The organism is Lactobacillus sp. ESL0680, from assembly GCF_029392855.1.
GTDB lineage: Bacteria > Bacillota > Bacilli > Lactobacillales > Lactobacillaceae > Lactobacillus.
The window spans coordinates 1,113,130-1,135,770 of record NZ_CP113945.1; the positions used below are offsets into that span (position 1 = coordinate 1,113,130).

Genomic DNA, 22,641 nt, shown 5'->3' on the forward strand with positions numbered 1-22,641 from the left:
ACTTCATTGTTCTGACGGATTTTTAAGTTTAAGCAAGGATTTTGATTGCTAGTGCTTCATATGGTCTTAAACGCAAAAATTGCTCAGTTTTACCATTATCTTTTTGATAATTACCAATTAAAACTTGGTAAGTTTGATGACGATACTCCTCAGGCAGCTGCACGACATATTCGGTACCATAAAAATTATTAAAAACTAGTATTCTATCCGCGTTATCATCGAGATAGCGCTCATAAGCAAGAATGTGCTGGTCGGATTTCAAGAACATTTTAATATGACCATCCGAAATTAGGTCTTCGTGTTTACGCAACTTAATTAATTTTTGATAATAATTGAAGATCTCGCCTTCTGATAATTCCTTTTTGACATTAATCTGGGACTGATTTCTCGGCATTAGCCACGGCTTAACTTTACTAAAACCAGCATATTCTTGGTCGTTCCAGTGCATTGGCGTGCGTGAATTGTCGCGTGATTTAGCACGAATAATTGCCAAAGCCGCTTCATCCGACATGCCCTGATTTTTTAAATTATTGAAGGCATTCTTACTTTCAATATCAACATAATTGGTAATTGAAGAATAATCAGGATCAATCATCCCAATTTCTTCGCCCATGTAAATATACGGCGTGCCGCGCATCAGATGAATGGCGGTCGCTAACATTTCTGCTGATTTTACACGGTACTTCCCGGGATCGCCAAACCGATTCAGAGCCATTGGTTGGTCATGATTATTCCAAAATAACGCATTCCAACCGCCACCCTGGTCCATTTTTTCCTGCCATTGAGTTAATAAACTCTTTAATTTCATAAAATCAAACGGCATCTTGGTCCATTTTTCACCATTTTGGTAGTCAACCTTTAGATGATGAAAGTTAAAGACCATTGATAATTCATGTTCACTAGGCTTGGAATACTTAATTGAATTTTGGATGGTTGTTGAAGACATTTCCCCAACCGTAATGCTATCAGGATCCTGACCAAAGCTCGCCGCATTCATTTCCTTCAAATACTTATGAACTATCGGCGTGTCAGTGTAGAGCTGCTTTTCTTCAATTGGATCAGTAGAATCTATCAAATCAGCTGCCTTGCCAGTGACATTAATAACATCAAATCTAAACCCCTGTACACCTTTAGCACGCCAAAAGTTGATTACCTTGTAAACTTCCTGTCGCACTTCAGGGTTGTGCCAATCAAGGTCAGCTTGGCTGGGATCATAGAGGTGCAGGTAATAATAATCAGTGTCGCCAAACTTGGCCCATGCAGGACCGCCGAACTTACTCTGCCAATTGGTTGGCAGGCTGCCATCCTTTTTTGCCTTACGTAAATAGAAAAATTTACGATACTTTTCATCACCAGCCAGCGCCTTTTGAAACCACTCGTTACTAGTTGAACAGTGATTAAATACCATATCTAACATTACGCCGACATTAATTTCTTTCAGTTTAGCAACAAGCTCATCAAAATCCGCCATTGTGCCAAACAGCGGATCGATTTGATAATAATTGGCAATATCATAACCATTATCATGCTGCGGTGAAACAAAAAAAGGATTAAACCAAATCATATCAACGTTTAATTGTTTAATATAAGGAATTTTTTGAATGATTCCGCGAATATCACCAATGCCATCACCATTAGAATCATAGAAAGACTTAGGATAAATCTGATATATGACTTTCTTATCTAAATTAACCATTTAACTTCTCCTTAGAATTTTATTCTTTGTCTTCGCGCAAAGTCAACAAATTTAAATTTACTTGGATCATGATAAGACAAGGTTAACTGAAATAGGGTCGCATCACTTAAATAATTATGACTGGCAACTAATACCGCTGTTTTATCCTTCAGGTTTAACTTTTTTTGTAAATTTTCATCAATCTTTTCAACGGTAATTTCCTTAGTCGCATATGAAACTTCCAGTCCCATTTCATTCTCAAGGTAATTGTAAATTGAAGTTTGTGCCGCACTCAGCGGCAACTCATTAATTAGCGGGGTAAACAAAAAATCACAATCAAGAATTTCTGGTTTACCATTAATCTTACGCAGGCGCTCAACGTAAAAGCCCTTCTGCTGCTTTTCATTCGGGAATTTTTTCTTAAAAAGCTCGGGTAACGACGACATTTTCGCCAAAGTTAAAACTTCAGTTTGCGCATCCATGCCCAGAGATTGGCTTAATTCCGCAAAACTTGAAATGCCAGAAATCGGAAAGGAATACTGCTCTAAATTCAAAACCAACGATCCCTTGCCGCGAATCTTCTGAATTAGGCCTAACGAATTTAATTCTTCCAAGGCCTTACGCACCGTCTCACGTGAGGTTCCGTATAACTTGGTCAACTCGCTTTCACTTGGTAAAAAAGAATTAACCTTAAATTGCTGGTGTTTGACCTTAGCTGCAATGTCTTGGGCGATAATTTCTGATTTTGATTGCATGATATTTTTCCTTTCACTAAATCAGATTAATTATATGCGCTTCTGTATGTACAAGTAAATAATTATCGTTAACTTTGCCTAAAATATTTGTAAGCGTTCTATTGCATCTTGTCTAGACAAGTATGATAATAATCATAAATCATTTATTAATAAATGCAAATGCATTAGTCAGTTAGTCAGAAAGAAGGAATAAGAATGGCGAAAAACAAAGAAACCATTCTTTTGGCTCCCGCAAACGGAAAAGTTATTGCATTAAGCAAGATTAACGATCCGGTCTTCAGTAAAGGAACTATGGGACAAGGATTTGGCATAATGCCAACCAATGGAGAAGTGGTTGCACCCGTTGCTGGTGAAATTGTCACGATTGCCAAAACGAAACACGCAATTGGTATCAAAACCAGTACAGGTCTGGAAGTACTAATTCACATGGGAATTGATACCGTTGAACTCAACGGCGAACCATTTACAATTAATGTTCAAAATGGTGATACTGTTAAGGCAGGCCAAGTAATTGCTAACATGGATCTTGATGCCATTAAAACAGCAAAGTTAGACCCAACAATCATTACAGTCATTACCAACACAAATGATAAACTTGCTGGCTTAGACATCACTGAAGGTGAAATTTCTGCTGGAACCCAAGTAGCAACAGCGTACCTTAAAAATGCCCCAACAACTGCATCGCAGCAAAAATTATCCTATGATGAATTAGCTGCTTTTATCATTAAAAATGTTGGCGGTCCCCAAAATATCAATAATGTTATTCATTGCATTACAAGATTACGGTTCTATCTTAAAGATGAAGCACAAGCAAACGATGATATCCTTAAAAATCAACGCGGTATTCTTGATGTTATGCACGCTTCTGGACAATATCAAGTTGTTATTGGCGATGGCGTTGCCAACTTGTATGACGCATTAATCAAGCAATTACCGGAATTAGACGATAGTGCTACTACCACTAATTCGCAAAACGATAGTAAGAATCCTTTTTCACGGGCAATTAACAATTTAATTGGCTTTATTACTGGTTCAATGAGTCCTGTGATTGGGGTAATTGCTGCTTCAGGTATTATCAAGGGGATTCTTGCTTTATTGACGCTGCCGCAGCTCGGCTCAATACTTAATGTTAACAGCGTTCCTTACATTACCATCAGTGCAATGGCTGACTCGGCCTTCTACTTCCTGCCAATTTGGGTTGGTTTTAGTGCCGCCAAACGTTTAGGTAGTGATCCAATCATTGCTGCCGTAATCGGTGGGGTTATTACCATGCCGCAGTTAATCACTTGGGGCAAAGCAGGAAAAGTCATGTTTCGCTTCGCTGGGTTAAACTTTCAGTTTTTGAATTATACCTACTCAATCTTCCCAATGATTTTGGCAGCTTGGCTAGCTTACAAGTTAGAAAAATGGCTTAAAAAAGTTTTGCCAACTTACCTGCAAATGATTTTTGTGCCATTAATAAGTGTCCTAATTGTTTCTACTATTACCTTAGTAATTACTGGACCAATTATTCAGGGTATCGCCAACGGGATCGCTGTCTTCATTAACTGGTTAGTTTCCGTATCCGGCTGGCTTGGCGGTTTTATTATCGGTGGCTTCTATCAAGTGCTTGTTATCTTCGGCTTTCACTGGGGTGTTGTGCCATTGGTTGCACAACAGATTGCAAGTACCGGTCAAAGTGCCATCAACGCAATTATTTGTTCAACAATGATTGCCCAAGGTGCTGCAGTCTTAGCAGTCGCAATTAAATCTAAGAAGGCTGACATCAAAGAATTAGGCTTTGCCGCAATGATTAGTGCTTTCTGCGGTGTTACTGAACCTGCGATCTATGGCGTTAATCTTAGATACAAAAAGGTCTTCATTTCTGGTTCAATTGGCGCCGCATTCGGCGGTTTAATTACGGGCTTAATGCACGGAACCATGTTTGGCTTCACGGGTGGCCTAATTGGGTTTTCAAGTTTCTTCAATCCGAAAAATCCGGGCGATCTAAGCAGCTTCTACACATTCTTGATTGCCAGTGCTGTTTCAATCGTTGTTGCCTTCATTATTACTTGGTTCTGGGGCTATGACGATAAGATGGTAATGGGCAAGAAAGTTGCTAAAGCAAAGCGCCCAGGTACAATTTAAAAATAATCTGATATTAAAAAGCAGATCAAGTTTTTCAAAAAGAAATTCTTGACCTGCTTTTTTTGTAAGAAGTTATCTTTTACTTCAAACTAGTTGTTAAAAATGACCGATTGGCTAGCGCCGTTAATAGTGCGCGTGCTGTATCTAAGCTCGTAATTAGCGGTACATTCTGTTGAATTGCGGTCTGTCTGATAATAAAACCATCAGAATTCTTCGTTAGATCATGCCCCATTGTATTGATTACCAGATCAATCTTACCGCTGCGCAATTCTGTTAACAAATTACTGTCTGCCTGCTGATGAATTTTGCTAAGCAAGGTCACATGTAGATTATGCTTTTGCAAAAACGCCGCAGTTCCACTGGTTGCAAATATCCGATAGCCAATCTGGGCGAATTTTTGCGCTAAGGGTAAAATCGCCTCTTTATCACGATCCTCAATGGTTAACAATACATTACCACTATCAGGAATCTGCATCCCCGCACCGGCAAAAGCCTTATAGAGAGCCTTTGCAAAACTCACATCACTACCCATTACCTCACCTGTTGACTTCATTTCTGGTCCCAAATAACTATCAACATCAGCTAGTTTACTGAATGAAAAAACAGGTGCTTTTACACTAACCAATTTTGGTTCTGGTGCCAAGCCGTCGGCATAGCCTTGACTGCGTAGACTTTGCCCCATAATCACTCGCGTTGCAACCTGGGCCATTTCAATACCGGTAACTTTACTTAAAAACGGTACTGTTCGACTAGCACGGGGATTAACTTCAATAATGTAAATTTCATTGTCCCGTTCAATTAGCTGCAAGTTCATAATTCCGCGGCAATTTAGTTTTAATGCCAATTCCTTGGTAAGTTTGGCAATTTTTTGCTTAACTTCAGTTGAAAAAGTTTGCGCCGGATAAACAGCCATTGAATCACCTGAATGCACACCGGCATGTTCAATATGTTCCATAATTCCGGGAATCAGCACCTGCTCGCCATCACAAATAGCATCAACGTCGCACTCCCGACCATCTAAATAATCATCTACTAAAATTGGGTGACTGCTGGCAATATCTACATGGTCGTGTAAATAATCTTCTAATTCATCTTGACTGTACACAATTGCCATTGCTTTACCGCCAAGAACATAACTTGGGCGCACCAAAACTGGATACCCTAGTTTAGCCGCTGCCTGAATAACGCCTGCGTGGCTTGTCGCCGTAATTCCCTGCGGCTGCTTTAAATGCAACTCTTTAACTGCCTGATCGAATAATTCGCGATCTTCGGCACAATTTAAATCTTCGACACTTGTTCCTAGTACTTTAATGCCGTGTTCTTCCAGTCCTGCAGCCAGGTTAATTGACGTCTGTCCGCCAAACTGAATGATAATCCCTTCTGGCTGTTCCAAGTCACAAACATTAAGCACATCTTCCAGTGTCAAAGGTTCAAAGTATAATTTATCAGAAATTGAAAAGTCAGTCGAAACCGTTTCTGGGTTAGAATTAATAACAATTGCTTCATAACCCATCTTCTGCAATGCCTTAACGGAATGCACGGTTGCATAATCAAACTCAACCCCCTGACCAATTCTAATTGGACCAGAGCCAATCACCAAGACTGATTTTTTATGATCACGTTGACTCTCATTTTCTAGGTCATAAGTTGAATAAAAGTATGGCGTTTGCGAAGCAAATTCTGCCGCACAGGTATCAACCATTTTGTAAACAGGAACAATGCCATGCTGTTTACGCACCTGCCTTACTTGTTCAGGTGTGTGATGCCATAATTTACCAATTGTCTGGTCGCTAAAGCCGTACTTCTTGGCTGTCTTAAGTACAGTAATATCGTCTGGATGTGCCGTAATGGTCTTCTCCATATCAACGATGTGGCGCACAACATCCAAAAAATAAAAATTGATTTTGGTCAATTCATGGATATCCGTCATCGAATAGCCCCGGCGAAAGGCTTCGGCAAGATAAAAGAGGCGATCGTCTTGTGCCTTAACCAGCTTTTGTTCCAAATCCTCATCACTTGCCTTATGAGCATCTGCAGAATAAAAGTCTTTTTGATCAATTTCTAGCGACCTGACAGCTTTTTGAAAGGCTTCCTCAGCTGTGCGCCCAATCGCCATCACCTCACCTGTTGCCTTCATCTGGGTACTGAGTTCGCGGTTAGCTTTAGGAAACTTATCGAACGGCCAGCGGGGAATTTTGCAAACAACATAATCCAGTGACGGCTCAAACTCTGCAAAAGTTGTCCCCGTTACCGGATTTTTGATTTCATCCAACGTCAGACCAACCGCAATTTTCGCAGCCATCTTGGCAATCGGATAACCCGTTGCCTTCGAAGCTAGAGCCGATGAACGTGACACTCTTGGATTAACTTCAATCACATCATAATTAAAGCTCTTTGGATCAAGTGCTAGCTGCACGTTGCAGCCACCCTCAATCTTCAATGCTCGAATCAAGCGCAACGAACAATCGCGCAATAGTTGATATTCCTTGTCTGACAGTGTCTGTGATGGTGAAAAGACAATCGAATCACCAGTATGAATACCAACAGGATCAAAATTTTCCATGCAGCAAACAATCATTGTGTTATCAGCATGATCGCGCATGACTTCAAATTCAATCTCTTTGTAGCCAGCGATCGACTTTTCTACTAAACATTCAGTAACCGGCGATAATTCCAAGCCGTTCTTGGCAATACGTGCAAGTTCATCATGGTCGTTGCAAATTCCGCCACCAGTGCCACCCATGGTAAAAGCCGGACGAACAATGATTGGGTAGCCAATTTCATCCCCAAATGCCAATGCCTCAGCGACAGTTTTGACACTTTTGGATGGTGGAACCGGCTCGCCCAACTGCTGACATAATTGTTTAAACTCTTCGCGATCTTCTGCCTGCTCGATTGACGCAAGCTTAGTTCCTAAAAGTTCAATCCCTAATTCCTGTAAGATGCCGCTTTCAGCTAAAGATAAAGCCATGTTCAGGCCGACTTGACCGCCTAGTGTCGGCAAAATTGCATCGGGATATTCTTGACGAATAATTCGCGAAATTGCATCAACTGTCAACGGTTCAAGATAAACCTTGTCGGCAATTTCAGTATCCGTCATAATCGTTGCTGGATTGGAATTAACCAGCACGACTTCGTAGCCCTCTTCGCGCAAAGCTAGACACGCCTGCGTTCCCGAATAGTCAAATTCTGCTGCTTGGCCAATAATTATCGGTCCCGAGCCGATGACCATAATTTTATGAATATCTGTTCTTTTAGGCATGTTGCTTAGCTTCCTTTCTTTGATCGATCATTTGCATAAAGTAATCAAAAATCCCTTGCTGATCGTGTGGTCCAGGAGTTGCATCTGGATGAAACTGCACCGAAAATGCCGGATACTTCTTATGGCGCAGACCTTCAATTGTACCGTCATTAACTTCAACGTGAGTTACCATTAAGTCAGTTGCCGCAATTGATTCTGCCTTAACCGCGTAGCCATGATTCTGCGAACTAAAGCCAATATTACCGGTCGCAATTTCGCGAACTGGGTGATTAAGTCCTCGATGACCAAATTTCATTTTGAACGTCTCGGCACCATTCGCCAAAGCAAAAACTTGATGCCCCATACAGATCCCCATTAATGGCAAATACTGCTCAACTTCTCGCACCATCGTCGCAGCACGCGACATTTCCTCAGGATTACCGGGACCGTTAGAAAGTAATACCCCGTCTGGATGCAAACTTAGAATGCGTTCAGCTGTGGTATTGTACGGCACGACAATACAGTTACAATCACGCTGCACTAATTCGCGCAGAATACTATTTTTGATACCAAAATCAACCACCACAATATTGCGCTTGGAACCAGGTACTGGATACGAGCGGGTTGTCGACACCCGGCTAACTGCTCCCTTAGTTAAATTTTCTTTTTGTAGGGCTTGAGCAATTTGGGCTGCATCAGCCGCAGAATTAGCAATCTGACCGCGCATTGTACCATGCAGCCGCAATTTTTTAACTAAAGCACGCGTATCAATTCCTTGAATACCGGGAATATTTAATTTTTTAAGAAAGTCTGGCAAGGTTGTCTGCATGCGCCAGTTATCAGGATGATGCGCCACTTGATGACAAATCACGCCCTTAATTCCCGGTTCAAGCGATTCATAATCTGCTAGTGTAATGCCATAATTACCAATCAGAGGGTTAGTGAACACTAAAATCTGATCGGCATAAGATTGATCCGTAATCGCTTCCTGATAACCGGTCATCCCCGTTGTGAAGACCACTTCACCTTTTGCTTCACATGCAGCACCGAAGCCTTCGCCCTGATAGATACTGCCGTCTTCCAAAATCAGATACTTCATTATTACTCCTTTACTTGATAAACTACGCGTCCAGAAACCATTGTCATTATCGTTGGTCCATAAACTATGTCTTCGGTAAACGGTGTATTACAACTTTTTGAAAGGTAGTCCTGCTGGTGTAATTTTTTCTTAGCCTGCAAGTCAAAAATGGCAATATCTGCCGGTTCACCAATTGCAATCCTCCCCGCATGTTGCAAGTTAAAAACCGTCGCCGGCTTAATTGTTAACCAAGCGAGTAATTGCGTTATACTGCAGCACCCTGTCTTGACTAGCTGCGTATAAAGCTCACTAAAGGCTGTCTCACTACCAGTAATGCCAAAAGCTGCTCTGCTAAAGCCACCTGCCTTATCCTGCTGGGTATGTGGTGCATGATCCGTAGCAATCATATCAATTGTCCCATCAAGCAGTCCGGCAATTAATGCCTGTTGGTCTTCTTTTGACCTTAACGGCGGGTTCATCTTAAAATTACTGTCGTTTTGTGTAATATCATTTTCTGTTAACAACAGATGATGCGGTGCTGCTTCACAGGTAACGTATACACCACGCTTTTTGGCAATTCTGATTAAGTCAACACTGGTCTTAGTTGAAACATGGCAAACATGATAATGCACACCAGTCTTAGCAGCCAGTAACAGGTCGCGCGCAATTTGCGTGGTTTCTGCTAGTTCTGTAATGGGTCGCAAGTCAAATTCTGCTGCCTTTGGACCACTATTAATTACCCCAAGATTAAAAAGCGTGTCATCTTGAGCATGTTCGGCAATGATTAGATGATTGTCTTTTGCCTGCTGCATTGCATTGTACATTGTTTGTGCATTCTGTACGCCCTTGCCGTCATTACTTAGAGCAATTGCGCCAGCTTTTTTTAAACTAGCATAGTCAGGGAGAGTATCGCCAACTTCATCAACTGTAATTGGCCCGTATTGTAAAACATGGACGACACCATTCTGCTTATTATTAGTTACCATCTTTTGCAGTAATTCAGCAGTATTGGGAACCGGCACCACATTTGGCATTGCCGCGGTAGTTGTAAAACCGCCATGAGCTGCAGCCAGCGTCCCCGAATGAACATTTTCCTTTGCTGTTTGGCCAGGATCACGATAATGAACATGCATGTCGATCAAACCCGGACTGACCAGCTTATCTTGCGCGTCAATGACTTTCTCAGCCGTCAAATCTTGACCAATAGCATTAATGCAGCCATTTTTAATTAAAATATCGCACTGGGTAAGTCGGTTGTCCAAACAGACTTGACCATTTTTAATGACTGTAGCCATTATTCTAGCCCTCCCAACTGGCGACCGCGCAGTACCGCCTCAATCATTGCCATGCGCATAAAGACCCCATTTTGCATCTGACGAACAAACATACTCTTGGGTGCTTCAACTAATTTGCCAGCTAGTTCAACATCACGATTAATCGGACCTGGATGCATGATAATTGCATCCTTTTTTAGTGCATGATAGCGGCGCTCATTAATCCCAAATTGCTCGTGATATTGCATTGGGTCAAACTTACTTTCATTCAGGTCACCTGCATGACGCTCATGCTGAACGCGCAGTAACATCATCACATCAACTTGACCAATCAGATCGTCAAGCGGGGCAAACTGCCCATATTGGTCAAACTGCTTGTCATACCAATATTCTGGTCCAGAAAAGTAAACTTGCGCACCAAGCTGAGTTAATAACTCCATATTACTTTTGGCGACCCGAGAATTGGTAATGTCACCAACGATCGCTACTTTCAAATTCTCAAAATGACCAAAGTGCTCATGAATTGTCATCATGTCAAGCAGACATTGCGATGGGTGCTGACCACTGCCATCACCGGCATTAATGACGCCAATGCTTAAGTGCTGCTCAGGCGCTAAAGAAATTAACTCATTGTAATATTCATTTTGCGGATGGCGAATAACTTCAAGGTTAACCCCCAAGGCCGCCATAGTTAGCGAGGTATCATATAAGGTCTCACCTTTTTTAACTGAACTATGAGCCGGATCAAAGGGAATAACTGTTAAGCCTAATTTGCGCTCCGCAATTTCAAAGCTGGTATGGGTTCTGCTTGAATTTTCAAAAAACATGTTAGTCACATAAACTGGCCTAGCCAATTTGGGTATAGCCCCTCCACGCTTAAAGTACTCTGCACGGTCAATCAAGGCGCGTACTTCATCTGCCTGCAAGCCGGCGACACTAACAAAATGCGGTAAACTAACAAGATTATAATTTTTCATGGTCGAAACCCTTTCTTTAAGATACAAAAAACCTGAAGCATTTAGATTGCTCCAGGTTAATCAAAAGGGATTTTGGGCCTATTTTAAGATACTCCAAAAGAACTCAAACCCTTCTGACCCTCTCTGGAGTCAATTAAATGGTTGAATGATTAAATTAACTAAATTATGTTATTCTTCCGGTAACGGCTTTAATTTTACGCTATCCTGCCCGTCAACTTCCTCAACACTAACAGCAACTTGTTCTGTTGAAGACGTCGGGATATTTTTTCCAACAAAATCTGCCCGAATTGGCAATTCGCGGTGACCGCGGTCAACCAGAACCGCAACAGCGATTGAACTTGGTCGACCAATGTCCATCAGGGCGTCCATTGCTGCCCTAATTGTCCGCCCCGTATAAATAACGTCATCAACAAGGACAACATGTTGATCGGCAATCTCAACTCCAACTTTATTGGAATTGACAACCGGATCCTGTTTAAGAGTTGCGTCATGACGGTCATCACGGTAGAGGGTAATATCCAGTTGCCCTAGGGGAACATCGACACCCTCCAACTTTTGAATGCGGTCATGAATCCGTTTAGCCAAATACACACCACGCGTCTTAATGCCAACAAGCACCAAGTTCTCGGTTCCCTTATTACGTTCAATAATTTCATAAGTAATTCTTGTTAGTGCCCGCTTCATTGCGAGCGCATCCCAAATTTCTTTTGCCATCTTGTTCTCCTCTCATATCCCCAAAATAAAAGCACCTAGTCGATGAGACCAGGCGCTAACTTGATTGCCTTGCTAGCCTCTCTGGACTAATTAAAGGAATATTAAGTTAAATATACGGACAATTATTATAATTGTCAAATTAAATTTTTAATTAAATTGAACTTGACCGACAAGATCATTGATATCGCTAACACCTAACTTATTTAGCAGTGCCGGTAATTTTTGAATAATATGCGGGCAGGCTAAATCATCGTGAAAATGCGCACTGCCAACGGCCACGGCACTGGCCCCTGCCAGCATAAATTCAACTACGTCTTCAGCACTTGCAATGCCGCCCATCCCAATAATCGGCAGCTTAGTTGCCTGATAAACCTGGTGAACTTGATATAGCGCAAGCGGCTTAATACCACTGCCCGAAAGACCGCCAACATTATTACCTAAAAATGGCTTGCGCGTTTCAAGGTTTATCCGCAAACCCATCACTGTATTAATTAGCGACAAACCATCAGCACCACCAGATTCTGCAGCGCGGGCAATCTCAGTAATTGAGGTAACATTGGGTGTTAACTTGACATAAATTGGCACCTCAACTACTTGTTTAATGGCAGTTATCAGCTGCTCGACCAATTCCGGATGAACGCCAAAGGTCATGCCGCCGCGAGCCACATTAGGACAGGAAAAATTAAGTTCTAATGCATCTACCAAACCAGATGCGGACAATTCTTTTGCTACCTGCACATAGTCAGACTTACTGCCGCCGCCAACACTAGCAATAATTGGCAAGTTGGGATATTTTTGACGCACAGCTGGGATTTTTTCACTGACAACCTTGTTAACTCCGGGATTAGTTAATCCTACCGAATTTAGCACACCAGATTCTAACACTGCAATTTGCGGCTGCGGATTACCCAGCCGTGCTTGCGGTGTTGTTGTTTTCAGTACCAACGCTCCTAACTCATTTAGGTCAAACTTGTTAGCAGCGGGAACATCGCCGAAGCCAAAAGTTCCACTTGCTGGCATCACCGGATTTTTCAGGTGCAGACCGGGTAATTTTACACTAAGATTAGTCATCTTTACCTCCAAAAATGTATGCTCACAGACATTACAATTATTTTCGCAGTTTATTTTACACGTTTTTAATTATTTGCCAAGATTTAATTTTTATTTCAACTCGACGTCCCACACAGCCTGCTGCATTGAACCATAAAACTTGCGATAAAGTTTCTTGGTTTCTGCAGTTTGGTAACATTTTACAACGTTCTTGTAGTCCGGATCGTTCTTTTTGACTGCCGTAGTACAGATATTATTAATTGCTCCCGCGGACTCCTTATTGATTGGCTCAACATAAATCGTCTCTTTAGGGCCAAGACCTGCTGGCACGGCAAAATCATTATTAACAATTACGGCATCAACCGAATTAATAATTCGCGCGCATTGCTCGTCACTAACCTCTTTAATCTTGATATGCCACGGATTACTTGTAATATCCGCGATCGTCTTCAACTTTTTACCCGTAGTCAACCGGATTAACTTAGCATTTTTTAAAACATGGAGTGCTCGGGATTCCGTTGCGGCATCATTAGGGATCGCGATCGTGGCACCTTGCGGCAACTGACTTAACTTGTGATACTTCTTGGAATATAGCCGAATTGGCGCAATATAAGTTTTACCAATTGAAACGATATTGGCATGGTTAGCCTTTGACCAAGTATGCATAAATGTTGTTGTCTGAATTGCATTTAGATCAATCTCACCATCACGCAAAGCCTTATTCGGTTGATTGTAATCCGTAAATACCTTGGTCTTAACAATAATGCCATAATCCCGCTTGGCCTTTTGCGCAACATGCTGCCAAATTACATGTTCAGAATTACTTTCACCGACAACGCCAATCGTTACCACCCGCTGCTTGGACGTATTATTAGAAATTCCTGGGCCGAAGCTAAACCAGCCGGCAACCAGCAAAACTAAGGCAATAATTGTCCAAGTAATAATATGTTTCTTTCGCTTCTTACTCATTTTTTATTCCTTTTCTTAATAAAAAATTCACTTAAATTTATAATAATTATACCAAAATAAACTACTAGCATTAACATTTATTAAAATTACCGGCAAAAATTAGTTGTCTTTTGGATAAGATGATGCTAAACTGACTAGCGATGAACTTTAAACGGTACAGAGAGACCGCAAGTTAAACATGACTAAATTACCCAAAAAGTCTATTTTGACGCGCTCTGTGCCAAAATAGACTTTTTTGGAGGTTTGCAATGGAAAAAGCAGTTTTCGTCGCCCTAGATTATGCTAACGAGCAGGAAGTTGCACAACTTTTGCCAAAACTTGGCATACCGCAAGAAACTTACTTAAAAATTGGCATGGAACTTTTTTATCATTCTGGAAGTGCCTTAGTTAAACAGCTAAGCGAACAGGGATACCACATTTTCTTAGACTTAAAATTGCACGACATCCCTAACACTGTCTATAATGCTGCCAAACAATTAGCCGCGCTAAACGTCTTTTGCATTACTATCCACGCATTAGGCGGCAGCGAAATGATTAAGGCTGCTAAAGACGGCTTAATTGCTGGCACACCAGCTGGTCAAAGTGTGCCTAAACTCCTAGCAGTGACAGAATTAACCTCAATTTCTGATGCAATTTTGCAAGATGAGCAAAATTGTCAACTGCCAATGACCGAGCAAGTCGTTAGTCTTGCCCAAACAGCACAAAAAGCCGGCGCCGATGGCGTTATTTGCTCGCCACTAGAAGTTGAAAATCTTCGGTCACGAATTGGTCCTGACTTTCTCTACGTTACGCCAGGAATTAGACCTGCTCAAACTAGCAATGGTGACCAAAAGCGTGTCGCTACACCAAAACAGGCCAAAGAATATGGTGCTAGTGCAATTGTTGTTGGCCGCCCAATTACCCAAGCGGCTGATCCACAAATCGCCTATCAAGCAATTAAGAAGGAGTTTAACTAACATGCATCAAGAACAAATTATTGCCAAATTAATCGCCGAAAAAATCATTACGGTGTCGCCTAACAAGCCATTCACTTATGCCAGCGGCATGCTTTCACCCATTTATACGGATTTACGCCTGACAGTTTCTTATCCTGACTTGCGCGATTGGATTGCTAGTGATTTAGCTGCCTTAATTAAAGCTAAATTTCCAGATGCCACGATTATTGGTGGTGTTGCAACTGCTGGTATTCCTCATGCTGCATTGGTCGCAGCTAAACTCGGCCTGCCAATGATTTATGTCCGGCCAAAGCCTAAAGATCATGGCAAGGGCCGCCAAATTGAAGGTCGTTTTACCGATCAAGACAAAATTGTTTTGATTGACGATTTAATTACCACCGGCGGTTCCGTCTTAAATGCAGTTAAGGCAACCCAGAATGAGGGCGGTAATGTCATTGGTGTCAGTTCAATTTTTACGTATTATTTACCAGACGCCAAGCAAAATTTTGCGGCAGCCAATGTTGCCTTCAATCCCCTGCTTTCTTATCCGGAATTGCTGGCAAAAGAAAAAGAGCTGCATTATATCACGGAAGCTGAATATAATGCACTTAAGACTTGGCATGAAGACCCTTGGCAATGGGGCAAAAAGTTTAACCAGGAATAATAGCCAAAAACTAAAAAATCACCTGTTACTATGAAGTGCAACAGGTGATTTTTTATAATTAAGCTAATTTTGCGTCATGGTGTTCACGGTAAGTGTAATAGACATAAGCAATGACACCAAAGGCAACTGGTCCAATTGCCGTCCAGAACGACGTCATGTAGTCCCCAGATAACATTGGTTCAACGCAAGTAAAGATAATTCCCATGGCAACAACCAGCCAGACAATAATCGTTACTGCCCACACCTTGCCTTTACCTTTGATAAAGACAAACGGCCGGTCGATATCCTTCTTCATCTTGAAGAACGGGAATACCCCAATTAAGAACAAGTACGGCACGGTTGAAGAAACGTTCATCATATCCATTAAAATCGTATAAAATTGTCCTGCAGCATTACCACCAAAGGATATAAACAGGATAATGACACTAATAAGTGCTGCCTGTGCCCACATTGCTCGTTCAGGCATATTGTGCTTATTCAATTTCACTAATTTTTTAGGTAATAACCGCGCATCACAGCCCTCAATAAAGGACTTGATTGGTGAATAAACCATTAAGAAGGCTGCAGAAATTCCAGACAAAACGTCAGCTAAGCCAGCAAGGCGAGAAAAGATTGTTCCTAATGCCAAGGTCGTAGATTGCGACAAACCCATACTATGGCCCATCACAATTCCCAAATTGTTGACTAAGACATATTCCATATTGGCAATGTTGACATTCTTTGCGCCCAGAATCGCAGTCCAATTAGTTGAAATACCACACATTAAAATATTAATCACATAAAGACCAGTCATCAAAGCCATTGCTCCCATCATGGCCTTGGGGAAAGTCTTCTCAGGCTTGTCAACTGAATCAATGACCCCAGCCGAAGTTTCAAGACCACCATAAGCAAATAACGCATAAACAATAAATGATAATACCGCTACCGGTGTCTGAAAGGCCGGATTAGGCGACTTGGTAAAGTTCATTGCTGTAACTGGTTCAGCAAAATGCCCATGACTAAAGGCAAATACGACTAGTGACGCCAGCATGAAGCCCAGAGCAATAATAATTGCAAAAGCCCCGCCGACTTTATCAACGGCCGTAATTTTATCAATCCCTTTGGCAGCAAAAAATGTGACGATTACCATGAAGGCAACTTCAAGAACACCTAAGAGTTGTGTTGATGACAAGAAGCCCAAATGCCAGGTTTGCGTCATGTCTTTACCCGAAATTAAGGTTGACAGCGCCACAAGGAAAAATTGCGTGGAAGAAACCAGCCATACAACCCAAGCAGCCAACCAAATAAAGGTCCCCACAAACGCGACCTTTTCATTAGCCGATTCTTCAAGCCAAGAAAAAATACCACCCTTAACGCCCTTAAAAGATGCGCCATACTCCGCAAAGATTAATGCAGACGGCAGAAAGAACAAGATTGCCGCAATCACATACCAAATGATACTTGCATAGCCCATTTGGTAATACGCGGTCAGTGAATTACTGAATCCAAAGATGGACGAGAAGATCATTAAAATTAACGTGCCGAGGGTGATTTTGTTCGGCTGTTTTTTATCCATAAATAGTAGCTCCTTTTCAAAATAGACCTTACTATTATGAACCTTTTGGAGTATTTATTCAAAAGCTCTTATCTTTGTGTAATTTTACTTTAATAAAAAAGGCAAGGCATTAACAACCCTGTCTTTATAAATTAATGATGACTAATCGCACTATTCAATCGTTTGCGATAACACAGATAAACAATAATCATTAATGGGATTAGCAGCAGTTGGACTGGATAGAAGTACTTAATCGGCAGCAAATCATTCACAAAGCCCATAATAATTGGTCCAAAGGACATTCCAATATCAAGCCCCAAGTAAAAGGTGCTGCTGGCCAAGCCCTGCTCATTGATTGGCGCAAGCAGTAATGCCGTCGACTGCAAGACCGAATAGATGACGCCATAACCAATTGACATTCCACAAGCAGCGAGTCCCATCTCCCAGTTGCTTTTCATGACGGCCAATAATACCAAATAAATAGCCGTAGCGATGGTGCTGAGCCAAAACCACACACCAAAGCGAACTGTGTCGAATAAATTCTTGAGGCCAATTCTAATTACCAATAAAGCAACGGCATAAATTAGGAAGTATGACCCAACCGCGATATTCAGGTGACGTTCTTCCGCATAAGTTACTAAGTCTGCCTGAGTCGCAAAATACGGAAAGGCAAACAAGGTCGTGAGTAAAGCAATTGGTAAATCTTTGACTTCAATAATCTTGAAGTGCTTGGATGCATTGACTTCAATTGCCCTTTTCTTAGGCTTAGCATGGTTGCCAACAAAGTTAATCGTAATAATCATCAAAAAAGAAGATACCGCGGAAGCAATAATCGCTAAGCGATAGCCTGTTTTTTGATAAACATTAATCGCCAAAGCTGGTGCTACAGCCATTGCTAAAGCATTCATTAAGCCATAAAAGCCCATGGCCTCACCAACATGCTCACGTGGTACTAAAAATGCCAGCCAAGTTGTCATGCAGACTGTATCTAACACGTACCCTGCACCATTAATTAGCCTAAACAGCAGCAGCCAACCACTTTTAGGAGCAAAGACATAGCCAGTTACACCAATAAAAATCAAAACACCGCCAATTAGTGATAAACGATACTTAGAAAACTTATCCGTCAAGTTACCAGCAATTGGCCGTAAAAACATCGCGGCAATACTCATAATTCCCACGATAATTCCCGCAAATGCACTGCTGGCACCAAGACTCTTGGCGTAACCATTAATTAGCGGATTGACAAACATCGTACTAAACATAAAGAAGAACGATGCTGCCATTACCAATATTACATCTTTAGTATAAATTGATTTATGCTGTGCCACTTTTAACCTCACAAAATTCATTAACACTATAATTCTACCACTTAATAAAAGTTTAATTAATGGTTCGATTGTTTATTTTATAATTAGCAAAAAAGAACTGCCTGAAAATAATCAAGCAGTTCTTTTGAATAAATCAATCTTTTAATTAATAACCCATGTACTTATTTCTTTCCCAGTCGGAAACAGTTTGGGTATATTGTGCCCATTCTAATTCCTTTGAAGAAATAAAACTGGATGATAGGTGGTCACCCAAAGCATCTTGGATTAACTTGTCGGCCTTGAATGCCTTTAAGGCACTGTGCAAAGTTGCTGGCAATGGTTTAATTCCCAATTCTTCACGTTTTTCTTCACTCATTTCGAATAAGTTAGAAGTAATTGGATCCATTGGCATTTCTTGCTTCTTAATGCCGTCAAGTCCAGCAGTTAAACATGCTGCAAGTAGCAAGTATGGGTTGGCAGTTGGGTCAGCAGAACGCATTTCCAAACGAGTGTTAATCTCTTCAGCTGATGGAATCCGGATCATTGGTGAACGGTTCTTTGAAGCCCATGAAATATAAACTGGTGCTTCAAAGCCTGGAATCAACCGCTTGTATGAGTTAACAGTTGGGTTTCCAATTGCTGTAATTGCCCGCGCGTGTGTCAAAATTCCGTTTAAGAAGTAAAGCGCAGTATTTGAAAGGTGGTACTCATTATTCTTGTCATAAAAGGCATTCTTGCCATCTTTGAACAAGGACATATTAGTGTGCATCCCGTTACCAGCTTGACCTTGAAGCGGCTTAGCCATAAACGTTGCAAACAAGTTATGTTTTCTGGCAACTTCACGAACAACCATCTTAAAGGTTTGAACACGATCAGCAGTTGTTAACGCATCATCGAACTTAAAGTCAATTTCTTGTTGACCGTCACCAACTTCATGGTGAGCAGCTTCAACTTCAAAACCAATGCTCTCAAGTGTTTCAACAATTTCCCGACGGCAACTTGCACTTTCATCATTTGAAGTCATATCAAAGTATGAAGCGTGGTCTGGCACTTGAGTAGTCCAATCACCATTCTCATCTAACTTCAACAAGTGAAATTCTGCTTCAAAACCAATGTCAAAAGCAGAAAAGCCCATTGTCTTCATCTCTTCAACAACCCGCTTCAAGTTGTTGCGTGGGTCACCAGCAAATGGCTTACCATCAGTTGTATGAACTGAACAAATCAGCCGACCAATCTTGCCGCCTTGACTGTCAGTCCATGGCAATACTGCCCAGGTTGAGAAATCTGGATACAAAACCATGTCGCTTTCTTCCAAACGAACGAAACCGTCGATTGAAGAACCATCAAAACGAATGTCATTACTCAAAACTTTTTCAAGTTGGCTATTTGGCACCTCAACGGCCTTTGAAGTACCGTTAATGTCTGTAAATGCCAATCGTAAAAAGCGAACGTCATTATCAGCAACGCTCTGTCTAATATCATCTGCTGTAATTGTTTTTGCCATTTTTTTCACCTAATAAAAAATCATACAGTAATTGGTCTGGTCCTAACAAAACTTCCTCGTTCTGCATCAAACCTGTTTTATACAATACCAAACCCTAGTCCAAAAGTCAAAGTGGTCTAGTATGTTTTTTCAACCTTTACCGTTTTTTAATTAATTCAGGAATTACTTGCAAAAAATAATTCATTTACTGCATTCGTGATGGCAATCTTCACATGAGCGTAAGTCAGTCCACCTTGCATGTAAATTGCGTAAGGCGGGCGAATTGGACCATCACCAGAAAATTCAATACTTGCTCCTTCGACAAAGGAACCGTCAGCCATGATAACCTTGTCTTCATAACCCGTATCATTGCTTGGGATTGGGTCAACGAAGGAATTAACCGGTGAGTTCTCCTGCAGAACTTTGGCAAAACGAATCATCTTGTCCTGATCATTAAAAATCACGGTTTGAATCAAATCAGTCCGGTCTTCATTCCACTTAGGCGTTACTTCTTCACCCATGCGTTCCAGAAGTGCTGCCGAATAAATGGCACCCTTAATTGCATTACCCGTTGTATTCGGGGCAATAAACAAGCCTTGGAAGTAATCAAGGTTATTATTCAAGCTGGCACCTTCTTCGCGGCCAATGCCCCCAGCAGTCAAACGTGCAGCAGTATTTTCAATCAATTCATGCTTGCCGACAACATAACCACCAATTTTAGCTAAACCACCGCCGGCATTTTTAATCAATGAACCAGCCATCAAGTCAGCACCATATTCAGTTGGTTCGTGCTTTTCGGAAAATTCACCATAGCAATTGTCAATCATGATGATGCTCTTAGGGCTAACTTCACGAATCATCGCAATCATCGGCTTGATCTTGGCAACGGTGAAACTCTGGCGAGTATTATAGCCGCGTGAACGTTGAATAACGACCATCTTAGGTTGATGCTCACTTAGCAATTTACGCGCTGCATCATAATCAACTTCACCGTCTTTTAGGTCAACATGCGAGAATTTGACACCGTATGATTGCAAACTGCCGCGGCCATCACCAGCCACGCCGATTACCTGCTGCAGAGTGTCATACGGCATTCCTGTTAAGTAAGTTAATTCATCTCCTGGCAGCAAGTTCCCAGCCATTGCCGTGGCAATCGTATGCGTACCGGATACAAATTGTGAGCGGACAAGAGCATCTTCGGTATGAAAAATCTGCGCATAAATCCGATCTAACTTATCACGTCCAGTATCGTCTGAACCATAACCAGTGCTTCCTTGTAAGTCAGCTTCTGCAACTGCCTTATCCTTAAATGCCTGCAAAACCTTGTTCTGATTATACAAAATATTGTCATCAATCTTAGCAAGCTGTGGTGCGATTTGCGCATCAATTTCTTTAACGATTTGTTGTAATTCTTCTGGCCAATTATTCATGGAGCCATTCCTCAACTTTCTCTTCTATTTCTGTAATACAATTTTGATCTTTTAACGGGTCAAACCAGTGACAAAGTAATTGATGCCTAAAATATGTCAATTGTCGTTTGGCGTACCGCCTTGAACTGGTCTTTAGCTGGTCCACACAATCTGCCAGGCTTTTTTCGCCCTTTAAATACGGGAAAAATTCTTTATAGCCTATTGCCTGCAAGATTTGATATTCCCGGTCACGATTTTGGTAAACAAATTCAGCTTCCTGAAGCATCCCCTGAGCCATCATTTGGTCAACTCGCAAGTTAATTCGCCGGTAAATTTCCTGCCGTTCAGAATTTAAGCCAATAATTAAATAATCATAGCGCGGCTTAATTTCTGTTTGCTGCTGGGAAAATTTCTGCCCTGTTCGCTCAATTACGGTCAATGCCCGCAAACTGCGCCGAGAATTGGCCACGGGGATTTTACTGGCAGCAGCAGGATCACGCTTATTTAATTCCTGCCACAAGGCTTCTGGCCCCTGCTCGTCCAAAAATTCTTGCCACTTGGCAGCAATTGCCGTTTCGTGCTCATCCTTTTCACCCAGCTGCATCTGATTAAGCAGGGCATTAACATAAAAGCCCGTCCCACCAACTAGTATTGGCAGTTTACCAGCAGCCACAATTGTCTTAATTGCTGATTGAGCCTCTTCAGTAAAATCCTTAACCGAATATGGCTCAAATACCGATTGGGTATCAACCAAATAATGCTTAACCTGAGCTTGTTCCTCTGGTGTTGCTTTTGCCGTGCCGATTGCTACTTCTTGGTACACCTGCATTGAATCACCAGAAACAATTTCACCATTTAACTTTTGTGCTAATTTGATAGCCAAACTGGTCTTGCCAATCGCTGTCGGCCCTACAATTGCTAGTACTTTTTGCATCTCGAATATCCTTTTTCCTAATAAAAGCAAAGAACATGTTTGCGCGAGTGCCCGAAACATGTTCTTCTAATTAATATTTAGATGTTTTTGTGCGACCATTCCACTCATCAAAACCATTTTTCAACCATTTAATTGAAGAAAACTTCTTCTTTTGCAAAAATCTGGCAGCTCGCAAAGTTACGGTTAATGAGTCAGAGTATAAATAAACCGGCAAATCGGCTCTAAGTTCGCTATATTGGTATTTAAGGGTGGTATAAGGCAAGTTACGTGCACCATCAATATGTTTTCTCTTAAATGGGGCTTTTTCACGTAAATCAACGATTTGGGCCTTTCTCATTCCCTTGTTAAATTCCTCATTGGTTAAGTCGCCGCTGCCGAGACGCTTAGTCTGGAACTTATTCCATAGCCAAACTGCAACAAAAGCAAGAATGACAACTACTAAGACAACATCCAAAATAATTAAAAAAGTTGACATTGATTTAACTCTTTTCTAAATAAACTTATAAGAACAA

At 41.4% G+C, this 22,641-nt stretch carries 18 protein-coding genes; 3 read left to right on the forward strand and 15 right to left on the reverse strand.

Going from position 1 to position 22,641, the window contains the following annotated elements; all coding sequences use genetic code 11:
• Positions 1-28: 28 nt before the first annotated feature.
• Both treC and treR read right to left on the reverse strand, forming a co-directional pair.
• On the reverse strand, positions 29-1,696 hold the full coding sequence (treC, locus tag OZX58_RS05285) for an alpha,alpha-phosphotrehalase (RefSeq protein WP_277140556.1): 1,668 nt from the start codon (positions 1,694-1,696) through the stop codon (positions 29-31).
• An 11-nt stretch (positions 1,697-1,707) separates the two neighbouring features.
• On the reverse strand, positions 1,708-2,433 hold the full coding sequence (gene treR / locus OZX58_RS05290) for a trehalose operon repressor (protein ID WP_277141757.1): 726 nt from the start codon (positions 2,431-2,433) through the stop codon (positions 1,708-1,710).
• Positions 2,434-2,625: 192 nt separating this feature from the next.
• Between treR and OZX58_RS05295 the strand changes: the two genes are divergently transcribed.
• The gene (locus tag OZX58_RS05295) at positions 2,626-4,557 is read left to right on the forward strand and encodes a PTS glucose transporter subunit IIABC (protein WP_277140557.1); all 1,932 of its coding nucleotides are present in this window, start codon (positions 2,626-2,628) and stop codon (positions 4,555-4,557) included.
• Between the two features lie 79 nt (positions 4,558-4,636).
• Here the strand turns inward: OZX58_RS05295 and carB are convergent, their stop codons facing one another.
• The 7 genes from carB to OZX58_RS05330 form a co-directional block, all read right to left on the reverse strand.
• Positions 4,637-7,819, reverse strand: coding sequence for a carbamoyl-phosphate synthase large subunit (carB, locus tag OZX58_RS05300; protein ID WP_277140558.1), 3,183 nt, complete (start codon positions 7,817-7,819; stop codon positions 4,637-4,639).
• Entirely contained in the window at positions 7,812-8,897 is a 1,086-nt protein-coding gene (locus tag OZX58_RS05305) for a carbamoyl phosphate synthase small subunit (RefSeq protein ID WP_277140559.1), read from the reverse strand. The genes carB and OZX58_RS05305 overlap by 8 nt, the downstream gene beginning before the upstream one ends.
• A 2-nt stretch (positions 8,898-8,899) precedes the next feature.
• Positions 8,900-10,171: a dihydroorotase gene (locus tag OZX58_RS05310; protein WP_277140560.1), complete on the reverse strand. Its 1,272-nt coding sequence runs from the start codon at positions 10,169-10,171 to the stop codon at positions 8,900-8,902.
• Positions 10,171-11,127 carry an aspartate carbamoyltransferase catalytic subunit gene (locus tag OZX58_RS05315; protein ID WP_277140561.1) on the reverse strand — a complete coding sequence of 319 codons (957 nt, stop codon included), beginning with the start codon at positions 11,125-11,127 and terminating at the stop codon, positions 10,171-10,173. Before OZX58_RS05315 ends, OZX58_RS05310 begins: the two co-directional genes overlap by 1 nt.
• A 168-nt stretch (positions 11,128-11,295) precedes the next feature.
• On the reverse strand, positions 11,296-11,841 hold the full coding sequence (gene pyrR, locus OZX58_RS05320; protein WP_277129419.1) for a bifunctional pyr operon transcriptional regulator/uracil phosphoribosyltransferase PyrR: 546 nt from the start codon (positions 11,839-11,841) through the stop codon (positions 11,296-11,298).
• Between the two features lie 147 nt (positions 11,842-11,988).
• A complete protein-coding gene (locus tag OZX58_RS05325; RefSeq protein ID WP_277140562.1) occupies positions 11,989-12,912 on the reverse strand; it encodes a dihydroorotate dehydrogenase in 924 nt (307 codons plus the stop codon).
• Positions 12,913-13,002: 90 nt separating this feature from the next.
• Positions 13,003-13,860 (reverse strand): MetQ/NlpA family ABC transporter substrate-binding protein, encoded by an 858-nt coding sequence (locus OZX58_RS05330; protein ID WP_277140563.1) that lies wholly within the window; start codon positions 13,858-13,860, stop codon positions 13,003-13,005.
• A 248-nt stretch (positions 13,861-14,108) separates the two neighbouring features.
• Between OZX58_RS05330 and pyrF the strand changes: the two genes are divergently transcribed.
• Both pyrF and pyrE read left to right on the forward strand, forming a co-directional pair.
• Positions 14,109-14,816 carry an orotidine-5'-phosphate decarboxylase gene (pyrF, locus tag OZX58_RS05335; protein ID WP_277140564.1) on the forward strand — a complete coding sequence of 236 codons (708 nt, stop codon included), beginning with the start codon at positions 14,109-14,111 and terminating at the stop codon, positions 14,814-14,816.
• A 1-nt stretch (position 14,817) separates the two neighbouring features.
• Positions 14,818-15,459 carry an orotate phosphoribosyltransferase gene (gene pyrE / locus OZX58_RS05340; RefSeq protein WP_277140565.1) on the forward strand — a complete coding sequence of 214 codons (642 nt, stop codon included), beginning with the start codon at positions 14,818-14,820 and terminating at the stop codon, positions 15,457-15,459.
• Between the two features lie 58 nt (positions 15,460-15,517).
• On the opposite strand, the gene yjeM is transcribed toward pyrE, so the two are convergent.
• From yjeM to OZX58_RS05370, 6 genes are all read right to left on the reverse strand, one after another.
• The gene (yjeM, locus tag OZX58_RS05345) at positions 15,518-17,014 is read right to left on the reverse strand and encodes a glutamate/gamma-aminobutyrate family transporter YjeM (RefSeq protein WP_277140566.1); all 1,497 of its coding nucleotides are present in this window, start codon (positions 17,012-17,014) and stop codon (positions 15,518-15,520) included.
• A gap of 131 nt (positions 17,015-17,145) precedes the next feature.
• Entirely contained in the window at positions 17,146-18,324 is a 1,179-nt protein-coding gene (locus OZX58_RS05350; protein ID WP_277140567.1) for an MFS transporter, read from the reverse strand.
• 145 nt (positions 18,325-18,469) lie between these two features.
• Positions 18,470-19,807, reverse strand: a complete 1,338-nt coding sequence (glnA, locus tag OZX58_RS05355; RefSeq protein ID WP_277140568.1) for a type I glutamate--ammonia ligase — start codon at positions 19,805-19,807, stop codon at positions 18,470-18,472.
• Between the two features lie 155 nt (positions 19,808-19,962).
• The gene (locus tag OZX58_RS05360) at positions 19,963-21,216 is read right to left on the reverse strand and encodes a methionine gamma-lyase family protein (protein ID WP_277140569.1); all 1,254 of its coding nucleotides are present in this window, start codon (positions 21,214-21,216) and stop codon (positions 19,963-19,965) included.
• Positions 21,209-22,129, reverse strand: a complete 921-nt coding sequence (miaA, locus tag OZX58_RS05365; RefSeq protein ID WP_277140570.1) for a tRNA (adenosine(37)-N6)-dimethylallyltransferase MiaA — start codon at positions 22,127-22,129, stop codon at positions 21,209-21,211. Before miaA ends, OZX58_RS05360 begins: the two co-directional genes overlap by 8 nt.
• Before the next feature lie 70 nt (positions 22,130-22,199).
• On the reverse strand, positions 22,200-22,604 hold the full coding sequence (locus OZX58_RS05370) for a rhodanese-like domain-containing protein (RefSeq protein ID WP_277129409.1): 405 nt from the start codon (positions 22,602-22,604) through the stop codon (positions 22,200-22,202).
• Positions 22,605-22,641: the final 37 nt, after the last annotated feature.